The following is a 20,690-nucleotide window of genomic DNA, read 5'->3' as shown; positions in this document are numbered from 1 at the left end:
ACCGGCCGCCGGTCGGGGTGCGCGCGCATCCCGACCGGCGGCCGTCGCCGTGGTGGGCTCAGCCGGCGTCGTCGTGGGCTCGGCCGTCAGCGAGGCCGACGCGCTCGGGCCGGTCGAGGAAGTGCAGCCGCGCCTGCTTCTCCGGCAGCTCGATCACCGGGCCGGCGCGGAACCCGCTGCGCCGCAGCCGCCGGAGCATCCGGTCGTTGCGCACGTCCGGCTCCATGACGACCCGCAGCCGCCCCGGGTCGGCGAAGACGAAGTTCAGGATCGTCCCGAACAGCGCGCCGGTGAAACCGGGCTCGGCGCGCACCGGGGGCCCGATGAGCAGGTGGACGCCCACGTCGCCGGGACGTACCTCGTAGCAGTCGCCGACCGGGTCGGCCCCGGGCTCGTACGTCTGCGCCAGCGCCGCCGGCACGCCGTCGCGGTGCACCAGGTACGCGTGGTGGGTGGTCAGCGAATCCAGGTACGCGTAGATCTCCCGCACCCGCTCGCGGCTGGCGTCGCGCATCCCCCAGAACCGGGCCCGGTCCATCGTGACCCAACCGTGCAGCAGGTCGGCGTCGTCGTCGGGGCGTACCGGCCGGATGGTGACCACACCGAATCCGGGGACGTCGCGTCGGTGGTGCTGTCGGTCAGTGCTCATCCGGCTCCTCGGTGAGGCGGTCCCAGTCGGTCGTCACCGGCAGCAGCTCACCGGCCAGCCACGCGGACCGCTGGTCGTGGTGGTGCTCGTCGCCCGGCACTCCGCTGACGCCGGACGGGACCACCCACCGGCTGTCCTGGCGCCGGGCCAGGTCCCAGACGTACCGCGCGGCCGGCCCCCGGAAGCATCCGTGGGTGACCCCGGGCACGCTCGACGTGGCCAGCACGCAGTCGTGGTCGCCGTCGAGGCGGGGGCCGGGCGCGGCGTCCGGGTCGGGCAGCGCCCGCCAGGCCGTCAGCCGGTGCAGGTCACCCCAGCGCACCGTGCCGTCCGTCGCGGCCGCGACCTCCTCAGCCGCCGCGCGCACCACCGCCGCGACGTCCACGCCGGGCAGCGGGGCCGCGTCGAGCAAATGCTCCAGCGCGTAACCGACCCGCGCCCTCAGCGTCAACCAGGGCGCGAACACCTCGGGGTACGCGGGCGGCTCGGCCAGCGCGGCCAGCGCCGGGTGGTCGGCGATCCGGCGTACGACGGCGGCGCGCAGGAGAGCGAAGTCGGCCGCGTCGACGCTGTCGGCGTGCATCCGCCGGTCCCAGCGCAGCAGCCGATCGCGCAGGGCGGCGGCGGCCGGACCGAGCCCGGTCAGAGCGTCGAGCACCCCCAGCAGCGCCCCGGCGGAACCGAGGTACGTGTCGGTGTGGATCGCCGTCATGTCTGCGGCGGTGACGTCTCGGCCGGCGTCGAGCAGGTCGGCGATCCGGCGCGCGCGGTGCGGTGCGGCGAACTCGACGCCGAGCGGCGCGGACAGCCCGCGTTCGTTGGCCATCACCGCCCGGTCGGCCACCTCGGCCCGGGGCATCGGCGTGTACCAGCCCTGCCAGGCGTACGCCGCCTCCCACGCCGGGACCGGCCGGCGGCCGTTGTCCGGGTGCCGCACGGGCACCGCACCGGCGACCCGGTGCAGCAGGCCACCGGCGGTGTCGGCCGCCTGCACCACGTTGACCGGCTCCACCCAGTGCCGCAGGGCGGTGTCCACGTCGGACACGCTACGGGCCCGCAGCAGCTCCGGTATCGCCGCGAAGCCCAGCTCGCCGCTGACCCGGGGCGGATAGCGCAGGCTCAGCGCCGTGTCGTCGTCCGGTCCGCCGGCGATCACCGGGCCCCGGTCGGTCTCCACCACCTCCACGTCGACCGGGTCCGCTCCGGCCACCTCGATCGTCTCGACGTGGACGGACGCCTCCCGCCAGCCGTCCGGGCCGAGCGCCCGTACACCAGTGTCGTGCCGGCGCAGCCGTTCGACGTAGACGTCCTGGTAGTCGGCCATCGCGTTGGTGATGGCCCAGGCCACCGGGCCGGCGTGGCCGAAGTGTGCGATGCCCGGCACGCCGGGCACGGCCAGGCCGACCACGTCGTACTCCGGGCAGGCCAGCCGGATCTGCTGGTAGACGCCCGGGTCCTCGAGGATCCGGTGCGGGTCGCCGGCCAGCAGCGCCGCGCCGCTGGCCGTGCGGGAACCGGCGAGCAACCACCCGTTGCTGCCCGCGATCGCCGGCCCGTCGGTGTTGAACGCCTCGGCCGCCGCCGGGCCGAGACACCGCGCGACGTGCTCGCGCCAGAGCTTGCCCGGGAACCCCGCGAACAGGATGTGATGCCCCAGCCACACCGCGAGCGGCGTCCACGGCTCCCACCGGCCCGGGGCGAGCCCGACGGCGGCGAACTCCGGCGCGCGGGCCGCCCCGGCGGCGAGGCCGACGTTCACCCCGGCCACGTACGCGCCCACCCACTCGGCGGTCGCCGCGTCCAGGTTGGCGTGACAGCGGCGGGCGGTGTCGTCCAGCCGGACCTGCCGGGCGAACCGGTCCCAACCGAGCGCGTCGACGCCGAGGAAGGCGGCGCTGGTGCCCTGCGACCGGTGCCGCTCGACCTCGATCTGCCACGCCCGGTCGTACGCGGTCACCCGACCCTGCGCCGCCGCGAGAGCGAGCGGGTCGTCGGCGCGGACGTGCGGCACGCCCCACGGGTCGCGGAACCGTCGTGCCGTCATGCCGGTTCGGCCGTGCGTCGGCGGGCGGCCGGTACGACCAGCGGGGTGCCGGTCTCCGGGTCGTCGATCACCCGGCAGGGCAGCCCGAACACCTCGGCCACCAGGTCGGCGGTCACCACCTCGCGCGGGTCTCCGGCGGCCACCACCCGACCGTCGCGCATGGCGATGAGGTGGGTGGCGTACCGGGCGGCGTGGTTGAGGTCGTGTAGCACCGCGACCAGCGTACGGCCCTGCTCCTCATGCAGCCGGGCGCACAGGTCCAGGATGTCGATCTGGTGGGCGATGTCGAGGTAGGTCGTCGGCTCGTCGAGCAGCAGCAGCGGCGTCTGCTGCGCCAGCGCCATCGCGATCCAGACGCGCTGCCGTTGGCCGCCGGACAGCTCGTCCACCGGCCGGTCGGCGAGGTCGGCGACCCCGGTCGCGGCCATCGACTCGTCAACGATCCGCTCGTCCTCACGCGACCACTGCCGCAGCAGCCCCTGGTGCGGGTAGCGCCCCCGGGCGACCAGTTCGGCGACGCCGATCCCGTCCGGCGCGATCGACGTCTGTGGCAGCAGGCCGAGGGTCCGGGCGACCTTGCGGGCGGGCTGGTCGTGGATGTTCCGACCGTCCAGCAGCACCGTGCCCGCGCTCGGGCGCAGCATCCGCGACAGCGCGCGCAGCAGCGTCGACTTGCCGCACGCGTTCGGCCCGATGATCACCGTGAACGACCCGTCGGGCACCGCCACGGTGAGGTTCTCGGAGATGGTGCGCCGGTCGTAGGCGAGGGTCAGCGCGCTGCCGCCAAGGCGGGAGGTCATGGGTGCTCCTTGTTCACAGTTGGTTACAGCCGGCCCGCCCGGCGTTCGACGGCCAGCAGCCAGACCAGGTAGCCGCCGCCGAGCACACCGGTCACCACGCCGACCGGAAGCTGATGCCCGGCGAACGCCCGCTGGGCCACCAGATCGGCGCCGACCAGCAGGGCCGCGCCGACCGCCATCGAGGGCACCAGGTTCGGCCCGGGCGCGCGGGTCAGCCGCTTGGCGACGTGCGGCGCGACGAGCGCTACGAACGACACCGGGCCGGCCGCCGCCGCCGCGAACGAGACGAGCAGCACCGCCGCGGTGAGCAGCATCAGGCGCGTCCGCCGTACCGGCACGCCGAGCGCGCTGGCCGTGTCGTCGCCGAGTTCCATCATCCGCAGCGCCGGCGCGCAGCCGACGAGCACCAGCGGCGTGAGCACGGCGGTGACGGCCAACAGCGGCCCGGCGTTGGCCCAACCCCGCCCGTCCAGGCTGCCGGTGAGCCACAGCACCGCGCGGGCGGCGTCCATCAGCGGAGCGCGGGTCAGCAGGTACCCGTTGACGCCGGTGAGGATCGCCGCGACGCCGATGCCGACCAGGACGAGGCGGTAGCCGTGCACGCCCCGCCGCCACGCGAGCGCGTAGATCAGCAGGCCGGTGGCGAGCCCGCCGCCGACCGCCGCCCCGGCCAGGGCCAGGCTGCCGCCGCCCAGGACGACCACCACCAGCGCGCCGGTCGACGCGCCCTGGGTGAAGCCCAGGATGTCCGGGCTGCCCAGCGGGTTGCGGACCAGCGACTGGAACAGCGTGCCGCCCAGCGCCAGCGCGGCGCCGACCAGCAGGGCCGTGACCAGCCGGGGCAGGCGCAGCTCGGTCACGATGAACTGCTCCGCCACGCTGCCGCCGCCGGTCAGGGCGCGCAGCACGTCGGTCGGGCCCATCGGGTAGTCGCCGCTGCCCATCGCGACCAGCGAGAGCCCGGCGGCGAGCAGCGTCGCGCCGAGACCGACCGCCAGGGCGCGGGGGCGGAACCGCACCGACAACCCACCGGGGGTACGAATGACCGCGCTCACGGGGCCACCAACCGTGAGCGGCTGACCAGCCAGAGGAACAGCGGGCCGCCCAGCACGGCGGTGACCATGCCGACCTGGAGTTCACCGGGGCGGCCGAGCACCCGGCCCAGCACGTCGGCGCCGAGCAGCAGGACCGGCGCGAGCACCGCGCAGTACGGCAGCAGCCAGCGCAGGTCGGGCCCGGTCAGCGCGCGTACCAGGTGCGGCACGAGCAGGCCGACGAAGACGATGGGACCGCAGGCGGCGGTCGCCGCGCCGCAGAGCAGGGTGACCGCGACGATCACGGCGGCCCGGATCACGGCCGGTCGGGCGCCCAGCGCCCGGGCCGCGTCGTCGCCGAGCGCGAGGGCGTTCAGCGGACGGGCAGCCCCGAGGGCGACCAGCAGGCCGACCAGGATGAACGGCGTCACCCGGGCCACCGTCGCGGCATCGGCGCTGGCCAGCGAGCCGACCGTCCAGAACCGCAGCCGGTCCAGCGAGGCGGTGTCCAGCAGCATGACCGCGCTCACGAACGAGTAGAGGGTGGCGTTGAGCGCCGCGCCGGCCAGCGCGAGCCGGGCCGGGGTGGCGCCCCGTCCGCCGCCGACGGCGTAGACCAGCGCGGTGACCAGGGCCGCGCCGAGCAGCGCGAACCAGACGTACCCGCCGATCGCCGTGACGCCCAGGAAAGCGGCGGCGGTGGCCACGGCGGCGGACGCTCCGGCGTTGATGCCGAGCAGCCCTGGGTCGGCGAGGGGGTTGCGGGTGAGCGCCTGCATCACGGCGCCGGCCACGCCGAGCGCCGTGCCGGCGAGCAGCCCGAGCAGGGTGCGGGGCAGGCGCATCCGGTGCACCACGGCGTACTCGGTGGCGTCGCGGTGCAGCAGCCCGGACCAGACGTCGGCGAGCGGCAGCGACTTCGCGCCGACCGCGATGCTGAGCACCAGGATCACGCCGAGCAGTGCCACGGCGGCGAGCAGGCCGGCGGCGCGGGTCGCCCGGCGTCGCTTCGGTGCGGGGGCCGTCGACACGTCCGGCACTGATGGTGTCGGGCTGGTGATGGTGGGTGTGGCGTCCAGTGTGGGCTCCGGGGTGTGGCGACACGGCGAACCGCTGTTGACAACAAGCGAGGTTAGGCTAACCTAACCCCGCTGTCCCGGTCGACCCCGGCCATCCTTTGATCGAAAGACGACACCATGCCCGATGCACTGTCCGCCCGTCGCCTCTCCCGTCGTGGCCTGCTGGCCGCTGGCGGCGCCGCCACGCTGGCCGCGCTGCTCGCCGGCTGCGGCAAGGACGATTCCGCCAAGCCTGCGGGCAGCGACAACACCGCCGGCCCTTGGTCGTTCACCGACGACCGCACCAAGAAGGTCGAGGCGGCGGCCCGTCCGGCGCGCGTGGTGGCCTTCACCGGAGTGGCGGCGGCCCTGGTCGATTTCGGTCTCGACAAGCAGGTCGTCGGCGTGTTCGGCGAGACCAAGCGCGCCGACGGCACGAAGGACCCCCAGGCCGGTGACCTGAACGTCGAGGCCGTGGAGATCCTGGGCAACACCTGGGGCGAGTTCAGCCTGGAGAAGTACGCGGCCCTGCGCCCCGAGCTGCTGGTCACGCACATGTACGACCCCGACGCCCTCTGGTACGTGCCGGACGAGAGCAAGGACAAGATCCTCCCGCTCGCGCCGAGCGTGGCGATCACCACCGCGCGGGTGCCGATGACCAAGCCGATCGAGCGGTATGCCGCGTTGGCAGAGTCGCTCGGCGCCGACCTGTCCGCCAAGAAGGTCACCGACGCGAAGGCCCGCTTCGACGCCGCCGCCGACGCCGTCCGCCAGGCGGTCAAGGCCAACCCGGGCATCCGGGTAATGGCCTGCTCGGGCAGCCCCGACCTGTTCTACGTCTCCAACCCCAAGGTCAGCACCGACCTCATGTACTTCGCCGAGCTGGGCGTCGACATCGTGGTGCCGACCAAGCTCGAAGCCGGCGACTACTTCGAGGCGCTGAGCTGGGAGAACGCCGGCAAGTTCCCCGCCGACCTGATTCTGCTCGACAACCGCAGCACCGCGTTGCAGCCCAAGGACCTCGCCGCCAAGCCGACCTGGACACAGCTGCCCGCCGTGCGGGCCAACCAGGTGACGCCGTGGGACGCGGTTCCCCGCTTCTCGTACGCCGGCGCAGCGCCGCTGCTGGAGAACCTCGCCACCGCCATCCGGAACGCGAAGAAGGTCGGCTGACGCCATGAGTACGAGCACCGTCGCACCCGTCGCCCTGCAGTACCGCTTCTTCGCCGCGCACGTCGTGCGGGCCCGTCAGGTGGGGGCCTCGCTGATCCGGGTCACCTTCGGCGGCGCGGAGCTGGTCGACTTCGCCGGCGGCGGCCGGGACCAGAGCGTCTCGCTGTTCCTGCCGCACCCGGGTCAGGACGCCCCGGTCGTCCCGGTCGAGCGCGGCGAGGACTGGTTCGGCGCCTGGCGGGCCCTCCCGCCGGACGTCCGCGCGGTCATGCGTTCGTACACCATCCGGGAGCACCGCCCGGCGGTCGGCGAGGTGGACATCGACTTCGTCGGTCACGGCGGCACCGGTCCCGCCTCGCGGTGGGCCAGCCTGGCGGTGGCCGGTGACCGGGTGCTGCTGCTCGGCCCCGCGGTGTACGACAACCGCAGCGTCTGCTTCCGGCCACCGGACGACACCGACCTCGTGGTGCTGGCCGCCGACGAGACCGCGCTGCCGGCCACCGCCGGGATCCTGGCGTGGCTGCCCGCCGGCACCCGGGTCCGCGCCTGGATCGAGGTCCCGGACGCGGCGGACATCACCGAGCTGCCCACCGACGCCGACGCCGAGATCCGCTGGATCGTGCGCGGCAGCACCGCACCCGGCAGCGATCTGCTGGTCAGCGCGCTGCGCGTCACCCGACTTCCGGCCGTCGCGCCGTACGCCTGGATCGCCGGCGAGTCCGGCGTGGTACGGGCGCTGCGGCGGCACCTGGTCGGCGAGCGCGGTTTCGACCGTCGACGGGTGACCTTCGCCGGCTACTGGCGGCGCGGCCTCTCCGAGGAGGACCTGCGCGCCGAGGCGCTGGCCGGCGCCACCGCCTGACCGGCGATCCCACCAGAACGCAGCACGGCCCCCGGCGCGCGCACGCGCCGGGGGAGGGTTCCGGCTGCCCATCGTCAGAACGTGGAAGGACATCCCGTGACCGTGCCGACGTACCCCGGCGAGACCGACCCGCGCAGCGCACCGGCCGCTCTACCACCGGCCACAGCGCCCGCCGGGGCCCGCGCCCACCTGTTGCACGACGGGTCGGTCGAGCAGTACCGGCGCGCGATCGCCGACGGCGTCGACCGGGTCGCCCGGCGGGTCGCCACGGTGGACCGGCCCACCACCGGAATCGCTCCGGGCGAGCTGGCGCCCCTCGTCGACAGCGTCGACCTGGACCGGCCCCTGGGCGACGCCGGCGCGGCGCTGGACGAGCTGGAGGACGTCTACCTGCGCGACGCCGTCTGGTTCCACCACCCGCGCTACCTGGCCCACCTCAACTGCCCGGTGGTCATCCCGGCGCTGCTCGGCGAGGCGGTGCTCAGCGCCGTCAACTCCTCCCTGGACACCTGGGACCAGAGCGCCGGCGCGACGCTCATCGAGCGACGGTTGATCGACTGGACCGCCGCCCGGATCGGTCTCGGTCCGGACGCCGACGGAGTGTTCACCAGCGGAGGCAGCCAGTCGAACCTCCAGGCGCTGCTGCTGGCCCGGGAGGAGGCGTGCCTCGCCGCGACCACCCCGGCGGCACGCCTGGACCTGCTGCCCCGCCTGCGCGTGCTCACCTCGGTCGCCGGGCACTTCAGCGTCCAGAAGTCCGCCAAGCTCCTCGGCCTCGCCCCGGACGCGGTGATCGCGGTGCCCACCGACGCGCGGCGACGCGTCCGGCCCGCCGCCGTCCGCGAGGAGATCGCCCGGTGTCGGGCGGCCGGACTGGTCCCGATGGCCGTCGTCGGGACCGCCGGCACCACCGACTTCGGCTCCATCGACCCGCTCGCGGACCTGGCGGAGGTCTGCGCGGAGACCGGCGTCTGGCTGCACGTCGACGCCGCGTACGGCTGCGGTCTGCTCGTCTCGCCGACGCGCCGGCACCTGCTCGACGGCATCGAACGCGCCGACTCGGTGACCGTCGACTACCACAAGTCGTTCTTCCAGCCGGTCAGCTCCAGCGCGCTGCTGGTCCGGGACCGGCGGGCGCTGGGGCACGCCACCTACCACGCCGACTACCTCAACCCGGCGCGCATGGTGGAGCAGCGGATTCCGAACCAGGTCGACAAGAGCCTGCAGACCACCCGCCGCTTCGACGCGCTGAAGCTGTGGCTGACCCTGCGGGTGATGGGCCCGGACGCGCTCGGCGAACTCTTCGACGAGGTGGTCGACGCGGCGGCCGACGCCTGGCAGCTCGTCAGCGAGGACCCCCGCTTCGAGGTGGTGACCCGCTCGCAGTTGAGCACCGTGGTCTTCCGTTACCTGCCCACCGGTCCGGGCCGGGAGCTGGCCGACGCCGCCAACCTGTACGCCCGGGAGGCGCTGGCCGCCTCCGGCCTCGCCGTGGTCGCCGGCACCCGGGTGGACGGCCGGCACTTTCTCAAGTTCACGCTGCTGAACCCGGCCACGACCGTCGACGACGTCGGCCACGTGCTCGAACTGATCGCCGGCCACGCCGGGCGGTACGTGCGCGACACCGTCGCCGCCGACCTGACCTGCCCCGTCGGCTGACCCCGAACCCCGCCTGGAGAAGAAGATGTCCACCCACGACTTCGTCGCCATCGGGCTGGGCCCGTACAACCTGGGCCTGGCCTGTCTCACCGCGCCGATCGACGAGCTGGACGGGGTGTTCCTGGAGGCTCGACCCAGCCTCGCCTGGCACCCCGGCATGCTGCTGGAGTCGGCCCGGTTGCAGACCCCGTTCATCGCCGACCTGGTCAGCCTCGCCGATCCGACCTCCCCGTACTCGTTCCTCAACTACCTCAAGGAGATCGGCCGGCTCTACCCGTTCTACATCCGGGAGAGCTTCTACCCGCTGCGCAGCGAGTACGACGCGTACTGCCGGTGGGCGGCGGCGAAACTGCCGAACCTGCGCTTCGGTCAGACGGTGACCACCGTGGAGTACGACAGCGCCGACGGGCGGTACGTGGTGCGGGCCACCACCGGCGGGTCCGAGAGCGTCGAGTACCGGGCGCGGCACCTGGTGCTCGGCACCGGCACGCCGCCGCACCTGCCGGCCGCCGTCGCCGGGCTGCCCGGGGACGCCGCGCACAACTCGCGCTACCTGGAGCATCGGGACGCGCTGCGGACCAGGCGCAGCATCACCGTGGTGGGCAGCGGGCAGAGCGCCGCCGAGATCTACCACGACCTCCTCGGCGACATCGGCCGGTACGGCTACCAGCTCAACTGGGTCACCCGCTCGCCGCGGTTCTTCCCCCTCGAATACACCAAGCTGACGTTGGAGATGACCTCACCGGACTACGTGGACTACTTCCACGCGCTGCCCGAGGAGACCCGCTACCGGCTGGAATCGGCGCAGAAGGGGCTGTTCAAGGGAATCAACGCCGACCTGATCAACGACATCTTCGACCTGCTCTACGCGCACAGCGTCGCCGGTCCGGTGAACACCCGGCTGATCACCAACACCGAGCTGGTCGACGCCACCCACCACGACGGGGAGTACACGCTCGGATTGCGGCACGTGGAGCAGGAGCGGGACTTCACCCTGCGGACCGAGGGTCTGGTCCTGGCCACCGGCTACCACTACCGGGTGCCGACGTTCCTCGAACCGGTGCGCGAGCGCATCCGCTGGGACGCGCACGGCCGCTTCGACGTGGCCCGCAACTACAGCATCGACCACGACGGGCGGGGCATCTTCCTGCAGAACGCGGGCACCCACACGCACAGCATCACCTCACCCGACCTGGGCATGGGCGCGTACCGCAACTCCTGGATCATCCGCGAGCTGCTCGGCCGCGAGCACTACCCGATCGAGAAGAGCATCACCTTCCAGGAGTTCGGGGTGGTGTCGTGAGCGTGGTCTTCAGCCGCGCCGACGAGCGGCTCGGGAACTTCGCCCTGCGTCGCCTCGACCCAGAGGGCGACGCCGGGGTCCTGCACGGCTGGGTGACCCACCCGAAGTCGGCGTTCTGGTTGATGCAGGACACCGACGAGGCCCAGGTCGTCGAGGAGTACCGGCGCATCGCCGCCCACCCGCACCACGACGCGTACCTGGGCCTGTGGCGGGGGAGCCCGGCGTTCCTGGCCGAACGCTACGACCCGGCGCACGTGGAGCTGGTCGGCCGGTACGACCACCAACCCGGCGACGTGGGCATGCACTTCCTGTGCGCACCCGCCGGCACGCCGGTGCACGGCTTCACCCGCGCGGTGATCCGTACCGTCCTGGCCTGGCTCTTCGCCGACCCGACGACCGTGCGCGTGGTGGTCGAGCCGGACGTGCGCAACACGGCCGTGCACGCGCTGAACGCCGCCGTCGGGTTCGAGGTCGTCGGCCCGATCACCAAGCCGGAGAAAGAGGCGCTGCTCAGCGTCTGCACCCGCGCCCAGTTCCAGGCCGCCACCGAGCGGGCTACCGCCACCCCAGCAGAAGGAGCCCCGGCGTGACCACCACCGCCGTCCCCACCTCGCCGACCGTCACCGGCTCGGCCACCCCGGGCGACCCGGTCGCGCACCTCACCCCGCAGCGCTGGGCGCGGGCCAACCGGATGCTGGTCCGCAAGGCGCTCGCCGAGTTCACCCACGAGCGGCTGCTCACCCCGACGCCCGTGCCGGGCCCCGACGACCGGCAGTGGTACGAGGTCCGCAGCGACGACGACCTCATCACCTACCGGTTCGCCGCCCGGGTGCTCGCCCTGGCCCACTGGCAGATCGACGCGGACAGCATCACCCGGCACCGCGACGGCACGTCGCTGCCACCCGACGCGGTGGACCTGATCGTCGAGCTGCGCGGCACTCTCGGGCTCTCCGCTCGGGTGCTGCCCGTCTACCTGGAAGAGATCACCTCCACCCTGGCCGGTACGGCGTACAAGCTGGCCCAGGGTGCGCCGAGCGCCGCCGAGCTGGCCGGCGCGGACTTCCAGACCATCGAGACGTCCATGACCGAGGGTCACCCCTGCTTCGTGGCCAACAACGGCCGGCTCGGCTTCGGCGTCGACGAGTACCACCGCTACGCCCCGGAAGCCAGCACGCCGGTAAGCCTGGAGTGGCTGGCCGCGCACCGGGACCACTCGACGTTCAGCAGCGCCGCCGACCTCGACTACGACGCGCTCATCTCCGGCGAGTTGGACGCTGCGACCCGGGCGCGGTTCGCCGCCACGATGGCTGACCTCGGGCTCGACCTCGCCGACTACCACCTCATCCCGGCGCACCCCTGGCAGTGGTGGAACAAGCTGGCGGTGACGTTCGCGGGGGAGTTGGCCGAACGCCGGCTCGTGCACCTCGGCCCCGGCCCCGACTCGTACCTCGCGCAGCAGTCCATCCGTACCTTCTTCAACGTCACCGATCCGGGCCGGCACTACGTCAAGACGGCGCTGTCGGTGCTGAACATGGGCTTCATGCGCGGGCTGTCGGCCGCGTACATGGCCGCCACGCCGGCCATCAACGACTGGCTGGCCGATCTGATCGCCGCCGACGAGGTGTTGGCCGGCACGGGCCTGACGGTCATCCGGGAGCGGGCGGCGGTCGGCTACCGCCACCGGCAGTACGAGGCGGCCACCGAACGGACCTCCCCGTACCGCAAGATGCTCGCCGCCCTGTGGCGGGAGAGCCCGGTGCCGGGTCTGGCCCCGGGGGAGCGACTGTCCACGATGGCCGCGCTGCTGCACGTCGACGACGGCGGCGGCTCGCTGGCGGCGGCGCTGATCGACCGGTCCGGCCTCGCGCCCGAGGTGTGGCTACGCCGCTACCTGGACGCCTACCTGACCCCGCTGCTGCACAGCTTCTACGCCCACGACCTGGCCTTCATGCCGCACGGCGAGAACGTGATCCTGGTCCTCGACGAGCGGCACACCGTCCAGCGGGTGATCTTCAAGGACATCGCCGAGGAGATCGCGGTGTTGAGCGCCGACGTCGAGCTGCCGGCCGAGGTGGAGCGCATCCGGGTCGAGGTGCCCGACGACACCAAGTTGCTGACCATCTTCACCGACGTGGTCGACTGCTTCCTGCGTCACCTCAACGCCGTCCTCGTCGAGGCCGGGGTGCTCACCGAGGACGCCTTCTGGGGCACGGTCGCGGCCTGCGCCGCCGACTACTTCGCGCGGGTGCCGCACCTGGCCGAGCGGGTCCGCCACTACGACCTGTTCGCTCCCGAGTTCGCGCTGTCCTGCCTCAACCGCCTTCAGCTGCGCGACAACCAGCAGATGATCGACCTGGCCGATCCGTCGGCCGCCCTGCAGTTCGTCGGCACCCTCACCAATCCACTGGCCGCCCACGCCCCGGCCCGCTGACGCCACTCCGTCTTCATCGCGATCACTTGATGCTGACCAGTTGTCCGGCCCCTCCTGGAACTGGTCAGCATCAAGTGATCATTCCCCGCCGGGCACGGCAACCACGCGTCGTACCCGTACGTGACGGTCTCCGGATCGGCTGACCCTTCGCCTACCGGTAGTCGGCGTAGATCCGGCGTTGCGCACCGTCGACGGTCACCGGGCCGCCGTGCGGGAGGATCCACTGCGGTCTGGTGTGGCCGAACGGCACGCCGACGCAGACCACCGCCTCGGGGTTGTAGCGGTGTATCTGGTCCACGACCGTGTCGCGCTGCTGCTCGCGTAGCCGTGCCCGCTCCTGCGCGTCGGGCCGGCGGTCCAGGTCGGAGACCGGGGGACGGGCGACCAGGACCGCGTCGGCGGCGGCCAGGAGACCGCGTTCCCCCAGCGAGCGGACGATCCAACCGACCTCGCGCGCGGGGAGCAGCTCCTCCGACGTCTCGATGATCAGCACGCCGCCGCGCAGCACCTCCGGTCCGAACGGGAAACGCCCCGCCGTGAGGAGCCACTGCAGGACCTCCAGGCAGCCACCCCAGGTGGGGCCGGTGACGGTGCGGCGCGGCCCGTGCCAGGTCCACGGCTCGGCCGGCTCGCGTTCCCCGAACGACTGCAACGCCCGCGGATCGTCCCAGGGAACCCCGACATCCTCGGACTCGCCCGGGTCGGTGATCTCCAACTGCTCGCCGGTGAGCAGCGCGGCGCGCAGCGAGCGGGCGTGGATGTCGTCCACGGCGGGACCGGGGCCGAGGTGCACCTGGGACGACCCGCCGTAGAAGCTCGCGATGCCGAGCCCCCAGAGCCACTGGTGCAGGTTGGTGTTGTCGCTGGTGCCCAGGAACGGCTTCGGGTCGGCGCGGGCCAGGTCGGCGTCCAGGTGGGGGACGACGGTGATCTGGTCGTCGCCGCCGACGACGGCCAGGATCGCGCGTACCCGAGGATCGGCGAAGGCGGCGTTGACGTCCGCCGCGCGGGCCTGTGCGCTCGCGCCGACCGTGCGGGTGGTGGGGTACTCGACCGGGACGAGGCCGGTCACGTCGGCGAGCCGGCGCATGGCCTGCTCGTGGATCTCGGGAAAGGCGCCCGCGGCGGCGAAGGACGGCGACAGGACCGCGATCCGGTCACCCGGGCGTGCCTTCGGTGGACGTACAAGATCGTGCTTCATTCCGAGATTCCACCAGCGGCACCGGTCGCCGCGCACCCCGTTTCGGTGCGCGCCGACGGTGGCCGCACCGAGCAGAGATCCACCGGTGTTATCGATAACACGAGGTGAAGACCCCTACCGCACCCGTGTCGCCGCTCCTGATCTGCCAGCTCAGGCGTGGTGCACAGGGAGCCGTAATAGTTAGAACCTTGAATTTGTGCGTAGTCCGGCCGTAACATGCCGAACACGGATGTGAACGCTAACGTTCGGACCCCTGCATCCCGCCGAGCCCGTCCCGCCCGGTTGCCGTCCCATCGCCGGTAGCGCTCATTTGGAGGTCCCATGTCGTCCCTGCCCCTCAGCCGACGCCGCGTTCTGCAGGCCGCCGGCGCCACCGCCGTGGTCTCCGCGACCGGCGCCGCGACGCTGGGCGCCGGCCCCGCCGCCGCCGCGGTGGTCCCGCCAGCGCGCGCGGACATCGGCGTCGCGGCCTACGCCTTCGACCCCGGTCAGGTACGACTGACCAGCGGCCGTTGGCTGGACAACCAGAACCGCACCCTGAACTATCTGCGCTTCGTCGACGTTGACCGGATGCTCTACAATTTCCGCGCCAACCACCGGCTGTCCACCAACGGCGCCGCCACCAACGGTGGGTGGGACGCGCCGAACTTCCCGTTCCGTACGCACATGCAGGGGCACTTCCTGACCGCGTGGTCCTATGCCTACGCGGTGCTGGGCGACACCACCTGCCGGGACAAGGCGAACTACATGGTCGCCGAGATGGCCAAGTGCCAGGCGAACAACGGCGCGGCCGGGTTCGGCGCGGGCTACCTCTCCGGCTTCCCGGAGTCGGACTTCTCCGCGCTCGAGGCGCGGACCCTGTCCAACGGAAACGTCCCGTACTACTGCATCCACAAGACGCTCGCCGGCCTGCTCGACGTCTGGCGCTACACCGGCAACACCCAGGCCCGTACGGTGCTGCTGGCCCTCGCCGGCTGGGTCGACACCCGCACGTCCCGGCTCAGCTCCAGCCAGATGCAGTCGATGCTCGGCACCGAGTTCGGTGGCATGAACGACGTGCTGACGGACATCTACCAGATGACCGGTGACAGCCGGTGGCTCACCACGGCCCAGCGGTTCGACCACGCCTCGGTGTTCAACCCCCTGGCCAGCAACCAGGACCAGCTCAACGGTCTGCACGCCAACACGCAGGTGCCCAAGTGGATCGGCGCGGCCCGCGAGTTCAAGGCCACCGGGACCACCCGCTACCGGGACATCGCCAGCAACGCGTGGAACATCACCGTGGGCGCGCACTCCTACGTCATCGGCGGCAACAGCCAGGCCGAGCACTTCCGCGCGCCGAACGCCATCGCCGGTTACCTGAGCAACGACACCTGCGAGCAGTGCAACACCTACAACATGCTCAAGCTGACGCGGGAGCTGTGGCTGCTCGATCCGAACCGGACCGACTACTTCGACTTCTACGAGCGCGCGATGATCAACCACCTGCTCGGCGCGCAGAACCCGGCCGACAGCCGTGGCCACATCACCTACTTCACCCCGCTCAAGCCCGGTGGGCGGCGGGGCGTCGGCCCGGCGTGGGGTGGCGGCACCTGGAGCACCGACTACAACTCGTTCTGGTGCTGCCAGGGCACCGGCCTGGAGATCAACACGAAGTTGATGGACTCCGTCTACTTCTACAGCGGCACGACGCTCACGGTGAACCTCTTCGTGCCGTCCGAGCTGAACTGGTCGCAGCGGGGGATCACGGTCACCCAGAGCACCACGTACCCGGTGAGCGACACCAGCACGCTCACGCTCTCCGGCACGATGAGTGGCTCGTGGAGCATCCGGGTGCGCATCCCGGCGTGGACGAGCGGCGCGACCATCAGCGTCAACGGGGTGGCTGAGTCGGTCACCACGACGCCGGGCAGCTACGCCACCGTCACCCGCACCTGGGCCGCCGGCGACACCATCACCGTACGACTGCCCATGCGGGTCGTCATGCGGGCGGCCAACGACAATCCCAGCGTCGCCGCCGTCACGTACGGCCCGAGCGTGCTCTGCGGCAACTACGGCAACACCACGCTCAACTCGCTGCCGTCGCTCGTGGTCTCGTCGGTCGCCCGGACCAGCACCAGCTCGCTCGCGTTCACGGCCACCGCGAACGGGTCCACCGTCAACCTCGGGCCGTTCCAGGACGCCCACGGGTTCAACTACACGGTGTACTGGAACACCAGCGGCAGCAGCGGCGGAGGCAGTTACCGGCTGGTCAACGTGGGCAGCGGGATGGTCCTCGGCATCCAGAACATGTCCACCGCCGACGGCGGGCTGGCCCTGCAGTGGGACGACAGCGGCACGGCCGACCACAACTGGGTCATGATCACCGATGGCAACGCCGTCCGGTTCCGCAACGTCAACAGCGGCAAGGTCCTCGGTGTGGAGAACATGTCCACCGCCGACAACGCCCGCGTCCTGCAGTGGTCGGACAACGGCACCGCCGACCACCGGTGGACGCTCGTCGACAACGGCGACGGCACCTACAAGATCCGCAACGTCAACAGCGGCAAGCTGCTCGGCATCCTGAACAACTCCACCGCCCGGGGCGCGCAGGCGGTGCAGGATTCGGACAACGGCAGCGCGGACAACCGCTGGCGGCTGGTGGCCAACGCCTAGACCGTCGAGGCTCGGCCTGGCCGGGGCGTGTGTCGAAACCCCGAATCGGGGGCTTCGACACACGCCCCTCGTGCTGTCTCGGCCCGGCCCGCGAGATCTTGCCGAACTCTCTTGCGCGGATAGGTCTGTAATGCAAAGCTAACTTCATGACACACGAATCCGCTCCGCAGGCGGACGGCCCTCGGGAGCTGTTGGCCGCTGTGCGCGACCTGACCCGCCAGGTCCAGGTCGCCCAGCGCGGCACCTGGTTTCCGCTGCTGGTCCTCGCGGTGGTCACCCTGGCCGCGATCCCCGTCTACCGGTACGCCCCCTACCTCGATGTGTTCGACACCTGCCGATCCCGCCCGGGGCACACGGTCTGCATGGCGCCCAATCCGGCGGAGCTCGGGTACTGGACCGTCGCGCTGGTGCTCGCGTACGTGGCGATCGCCGGCTTCTACGTACGGCAGTCCCGACGCCGTGGCGTGGGCACCCCGATCCGCCCCTACGTCGTCGTCGGCGTCGCGTTGGCCGTGCTGATGGCCGCCGTGTCGATCTGGCTGACGTTCCACCCGCTCCTCCCCGTCCCCGCCGACCCCTTCTCCACCGACCCGGTCAAGATCGAGGTCGGGCCGGCGACGTGGCTCGTCAACGGACTGGCCAGTCCCGTCGCGGTCATCGCGCTGGCGCTGATGGTGCTCGCGTGGGTCGAACGCAACTGGGCGCTGCTTGCGTACAGCCTCGTCTACCTGGTGATCGTGATGGTGCAGGGCGGCCAGGTCATCCACTCGACCTCGTCGTGGTTCTTCCTGCCGCACCTGCTCCTCGCTGCGGCGCTACTGCTGCTCGGCAGCGCGGCCTTCGCCCTGTTCCGGCCGAGCACCGAGGTTCCGAGGCGATGACCGACCATCCCACCAACGGCCTTGACGACGTGGTCCACCAGCGCGTCCGACTGGGCATCCTGGCCATCGCGCACCAGGCTCGCCAGGTCGAGTTCGGCTTCCTGCGCACCACCCTGCAGCTGACCGCGGGCAATCTCGGGCAGCACCTGACCGTCCTGGAGAAGGCCGAGCTGATCCAGATCGAGAAGGGCTACGAGGGCAAGCGCCCGCGTACCTGGGTGACTCTCACCGCTGCCGGTCAGGCCGCCCTGCGCGACGAGATCGCCCACCTCAAGCAACTCATCCAGCAGGTCGAGCAGACCGGGCCGCCGCCGACCGGTGACCCGGTGACCTGAACCTCAGTCGGCCGTTCCCGCGCGCCGGAACGCGCGGGCCAGCTCGGCCAGGTCGAGCCCTTCGAAGTGGCGCAGGAACCGCTGCCGTACGGCAGCGAGATGGCTGGGCCAGGACTCCTGGAGGCGGGCGAAGCCCGCGTCGGTGAGCACCGCGTTCCAGCCGCGGGCGTCCTCCTCGCACCGTTCCCGCTTGACCAGTCCCTGGCTCTCCAGTCGGATGATCGTCCGGGTCATGCCGCTCAACGAGAGGTAACAGGCCGTAGCGAGTTCGTGCATCCGCATTCGCCGCTCCGGCGCCTCGGAGAGGTTCATCAGGGCGGTGTACTCGGTCAGCGGTAGCTGCCGGTCGCCCACCATGTCGGCGTCGATCGCGCGTGGCACCACGTACATCACCTGGCCCAGGGCGCGAACCAGCGCCTCCTCGTCGGGTTCGAGGGGTCGCGGCGCCTCGGGGTGGGGATCGGCCATCCCGCAAGCATAGTTGCTTGATTGAGCAATTGCTTACTGTGGGTGTGAGGGTGCTCATACCACGGTCATTTGCTTGACGAAGCAAGGAGCGGCTAGCGTTCCGGCGGTCAGGTTCGGACTACTGAAAGGCGCAGCCATGACCAGGATCGGGATCATCCTCGGAAGCACCCGCCCGGGGCGCAACGGCGAAGCCGTCGCCCGCTGGGTCCACGAGATCGCCCAGCAGCGCACCGACGCGCAGTTCGAGCTGATCGACCTGCTCGACTACAAGCTGCCGCACCTCGACGAGGCGATGCCGCCGGCGATGGGCCAGTACAGCCAGCCCCACACGCTGCGCTGGGCCGAGACCATCGCGTCGTTCGACGGCTTCGTGATGGTGACGCCCGAGTACAACCACTCGACCTCCGGCGCGCTGAAGAACGCCATCGACTTCCTCTACAACGAGTGGAACAACAAGGCCGTCGGGTTCGTCAGCTACGGCTCCCTCGGTGGCGCCCGGGCCGTGGAGCACCTGCGCCTGATCGCCGGTGAGCTGCAGATGGCCGACGTGCGCTCGCAGGTCGCGCTCTCGCTCTACACCGACTTCGAGAACTTCAGCACCTTCAAGCCCGGCGACCAGCACCTGCCGGCGCTGACCACCACCCTCGACCAGGTCGTGGCCTGGAGCACCGCGCTCGCGCCGCTGCGCCAGGGCTGACCTTTATCGGTACGCCTCGAGACGGCCGTGGGAGTCCCTCCCACGGCCGTCTCGGTGCATGGGTGTCCCGGCGGGTTCGTGAACATCGGCCCGGTGTGACGGTCGGCGCGGCGCGAGGCGGGCCGCTACCCTCGGCGTGATGAGCCGAGCCGCCAGCCCCGCGCGGGCTCCGCTGTGGCGGGACCGTGCCTTCGGCACGTACTGGATCGCGCAGTCGCTCTCCGCGGCCGGCGACGCGTTCGCCTACCTCGCGGTACCGCTGCTGGTGTTGCAGGCGACCGGATCGGTGGCCCAGATGGGCCTGCTCACCGCCGTCGCGGGCGCGGCGTCCGTGGCCGCCGGCATCTTCGGCGGGGTGCTGGTCGACAGGTACGACCGGCGTCGGCTGATGATCGTCGCGGACCTGGTCCGGCTGGTCCTCTACGGTCTCGTGCCGCTGGTCTGGCTCGCTGGCCCGCGCGTCTGGCTGCTCTTCGTCGTGCTGCCGGTCTGCGAGGCGGCCGGCATGCTGTTCCAGGTCGCCGCGGTGACCGCCGTCCGCAACCTCGTCGACGCCGACCGGATCACCGAGGCCAACGGCCGGCTCCAGGCGACGTTCGCGGCGACCGCCGTCCTCGGGCCGCTGCTCGCCGGTGTGGTGTCGGCCCGCTTCGGCCCGGCGGTCGCCATCGCCGTCAACGCCGCCAGCTTCGCCCTCTCGGCCGTTGGCCTGCGGCTGATCCGGTTGCGCACCGCCCAGCCCGCCGACACCGCGCCGATGGCCCGGGAACGCCCGCTGGTCGAGTTCCTGGCCGGCGCGCGGTTCCTGTGGCGCCAGCCCGTGCTCCGCGCGCTGACCGTCCTGCTGTCGGTGTTCATCTTCCTCACCTACGGCTTCACCGACGTGCTGATCTACCACGTGACCCACGACCTCGGCGGCACCGAGGGGACGGTCGGCACCGTACTCGGCCTGGCGGCCCTGGGCACGGTCGCCGGGGCGCTGCTGGTGGCTCCGCTGCGCCGGCGACGCGGATTCGGCGCCACCTGGATCGGCGCGCACGCGATCTGCGGGTTCGCGGTGGCGGGCGTCGGCGTCGCGACGACCGTGCCGACGGTCACCGCCCTGACCGCCGTGTACCTGTGCTGTCTCAGCGTCGGCGGAATCTGCTCGATGTCACTGCGCCAGGAGATCACTCCCGACCATCTGCTCGGTCGGGTCACCTCGGCGTTCTGGAGCACGCACTACGCCCTCGGCCCGGCCGGCGCGGTGATTCTGACGTGGACGGCCAGCCGGTACGGCGTACCGGCGGTGGCGCTCGTCGCCGGAGCGGGTTGCCTGCTGGTGGCGGTCGGCGGGCTGTTCACCCCGGTCCGCCGCGCGGGCGCCGAACCGGCGTCCACCGCACCGGGACTCGGGCCGGCGCCGGCCGTCGGCACGACCGGCGGCTGAGGCACCGCACG

The 20,690-nt window shown here is 72.0% G+C and carries 18 protein-coding genes; 11 read left to right on the top strand and 7 right to left on the bottom strand.

From position 1 onward, the window contains the following. Positions 1-58: 58 nt before the first annotated feature. From ACQP03_RS18695 to ACQP03_RS18675, 5 genes are read right to left on the bottom strand one after another with little or no spacing between them, the layout of a single operon-like run. Positions 59-649 (bottom strand): GNAT family N-acetyltransferase, encoded by a 591-nt coding sequence (locus ACQP03_RS18695; RefSeq protein WP_433457703.1) that lies wholly within the window; start codon positions 647-649, stop codon positions 59-61. Continuing rightward, the gene (locus tag ACQP03_RS18690) at positions 639-2,693 is read right to left on the bottom strand and encodes a penicillin acylase family protein (protein ID WP_433457701.1); all 2,055 of its coding nucleotides are present in this window, start codon (positions 2,691-2,693) and stop codon (positions 639-641) included. The genes ACQP03_RS18695 and ACQP03_RS18690 overlap by 11 nt, the downstream gene beginning before the upstream one ends. Beyond that, positions 2,690-3,493 (bottom strand): ABC transporter ATP-binding protein, encoded by an 804-nt coding sequence (locus tag ACQP03_RS18685; protein ID WP_357398743.1) that lies wholly within the window; start codon positions 3,491-3,493, stop codon positions 2,690-2,692. Before ACQP03_RS18685 ends, ACQP03_RS18690 begins: the two co-directional genes overlap by 4 nt. Before the next feature lie 23 nt (positions 3,494-3,516). Then, complete coding sequence (locus ACQP03_RS18680) at positions 3,517-4,548, bottom strand: FecCD family ABC transporter permease (protein ID WP_357398745.1); 1,032 nt, start codon at positions 4,546-4,548, stop codon at positions 3,517-3,519. After that, a complete protein-coding gene (locus ACQP03_RS18675) occupies positions 4,545-5,606 on the bottom strand; it encodes a FecCD family ABC transporter permease (protein ID WP_433461189.1) in 1,062 nt (353 codons plus the stop codon). Before ACQP03_RS18675 ends, ACQP03_RS18680 begins: the two co-directional genes overlap by 4 nt. Positions 5,607-5,723: 117 nt before the next feature. Between ACQP03_RS18675 and ACQP03_RS18670 the strand changes: the two genes are divergently transcribed. From ACQP03_RS18670 to ACQP03_RS18645, 6 genes are all read left to right on the top strand, one after another. Further along, the gene (locus ACQP03_RS18670) at positions 5,724-6,758 is read left to right on the top strand and encodes an ABC transporter substrate-binding protein (protein ID WP_433457698.1); all 1,035 of its coding nucleotides are present in this window, start codon (positions 5,724-5,726) and stop codon (positions 6,756-6,758) included. Between the two features lie 4 nt (positions 6,759-6,762). Next, complete coding sequence (locus tag ACQP03_RS18665) at positions 6,763-7,620, top strand: siderophore-interacting protein (protein WP_357117865.1); 858 nt, start codon at positions 6,763-6,765, stop codon at positions 7,618-7,620. A gap of 96 nt (positions 7,621-7,716) precedes the next feature. After that, on the top strand, positions 7,717-9,279 hold the full coding sequence (locus ACQP03_RS18660; protein ID WP_433457695.1) for a pyridoxal phosphate-dependent decarboxylase family protein: 1,563 nt from the start codon (positions 7,717-7,719) through the stop codon (positions 9,277-9,279). Between the two features lie 25 nt (positions 9,280-9,304). Next, positions 9,305-10,582, top strand: coding sequence for a lysine N(6)-hydroxylase/L-ornithine N(5)-oxygenase family protein (locus ACQP03_RS18655; protein ID WP_357169641.1), 1,278 nt, complete (start codon positions 9,305-9,307; stop codon positions 10,580-10,582). After that, positions 10,579-11,172: a GNAT family N-acetyltransferase gene (locus ACQP03_RS18650; RefSeq protein ID WP_433457693.1), complete on the top strand. Its 594-nt coding sequence runs from the start codon at positions 10,579-10,581 to the stop codon at positions 11,170-11,172. Before ACQP03_RS18655 ends, ACQP03_RS18650 begins: the two co-directional genes overlap by 4 nt. Before the next feature lie 101 nt (positions 11,173-11,273). Further along, positions 11,274-13,013 carry an IucA/IucC family protein gene (locus ACQP03_RS18645; protein ID WP_433461188.1) on the top strand — a complete coding sequence of 580 codons (1,740 nt, stop codon included), beginning with the start codon at positions 11,274-11,276 and terminating at the stop codon, positions 13,011-13,013. Between the two features lie 151 nt (positions 13,014-13,164). Here ACQP03_RS18645 and ACQP03_RS18640 read toward each other — a convergent pair whose 3' ends face one another. Next, positions 13,165-14,214, bottom strand: coding sequence for an LD-carboxypeptidase (locus ACQP03_RS18640; RefSeq protein WP_433457691.1), 1,050 nt, complete (start codon positions 14,212-14,214; stop codon positions 13,165-13,167). A 321-nt stretch (positions 14,215-14,535) separates the two neighbouring features. On the opposite strand from ACQP03_RS18640, the gene ACQP03_RS18635 reads away from it, so the two are divergent. The 3 genes from ACQP03_RS18635 (at position 14,536) to ACQP03_RS18625 (ending at position 18,085) form a co-directional block, all read left to right on the top strand. Continuing rightward, positions 14,536-16,869 carry a beta-L-arabinofuranosidase domain-containing protein gene (locus ACQP03_RS18635; RefSeq protein ID WP_357169648.1) on the top strand — a complete coding sequence of 778 codons (2,334 nt, stop codon included), beginning with the start codon at positions 14,536-14,538 and terminating at the stop codon, positions 16,867-16,869. Positions 16,870-17,015: 146 nt separating this feature from the next. Then, the gene (locus tag ACQP03_RS18630) at positions 17,016-17,750 is read left to right on the top strand and encodes a hypothetical protein (RefSeq protein ID WP_357117879.1); all 735 of its coding nucleotides are present in this window, start codon (positions 17,016-17,018) and stop codon (positions 17,748-17,750) included. Further along, a complete protein-coding gene (locus tag ACQP03_RS18625) occupies positions 17,747-18,085 on the top strand; it encodes a winged helix-turn-helix domain-containing protein (protein ID WP_357117882.1) in 339 nt (112 codons plus the stop codon). The genes ACQP03_RS18630 and ACQP03_RS18625 overlap by 4 nt, the downstream gene beginning before the upstream one ends. A 3-nt stretch (positions 18,086-18,088) precedes the next feature. On the opposite strand, the gene ACQP03_RS18620 is transcribed toward ACQP03_RS18625, so the two are convergent. Continuing rightward, positions 18,089-18,553, bottom strand: coding sequence for a MarR family winged helix-turn-helix transcriptional regulator (locus tag ACQP03_RS18620; protein WP_357117885.1), 465 nt, complete (start codon positions 18,551-18,553; stop codon positions 18,089-18,091). A 136-nt stretch (positions 18,554-18,689) separates the two neighbouring features. Here ACQP03_RS18620 and ACQP03_RS18615 point away from each other — a divergent pair, with 136 nt between their 5' ends. Then, on the top strand, positions 18,690-19,250 hold the full coding sequence (locus tag ACQP03_RS18615; RefSeq protein WP_357117888.1) for an NADPH-dependent FMN reductase: 561 nt from the start codon (positions 18,690-18,692) through the stop codon (positions 19,248-19,250). 139 nt (positions 19,251-19,389) lie between these two features. Then, positions 19,390-20,679, top strand: a complete 1,290-nt coding sequence (locus tag ACQP03_RS18610) for an MFS transporter (protein ID WP_357117892.1) — start codon at positions 19,390-19,392, stop codon at positions 20,677-20,679. Positions 20,680-20,690 lie beyond the last annotated feature (11 nt).

The sequence above is a fragment of the Micromonospora sp. CA-248212 genome, assembly GCF_050948405.1.
Lineage (GTDB): Bacteria > Actinomycetota > Actinomycetes > Mycobacteriales > Micromonosporaceae > Micromonospora.
This window is presented reverse-complemented; position numbering and strand designations above follow the sequence as displayed.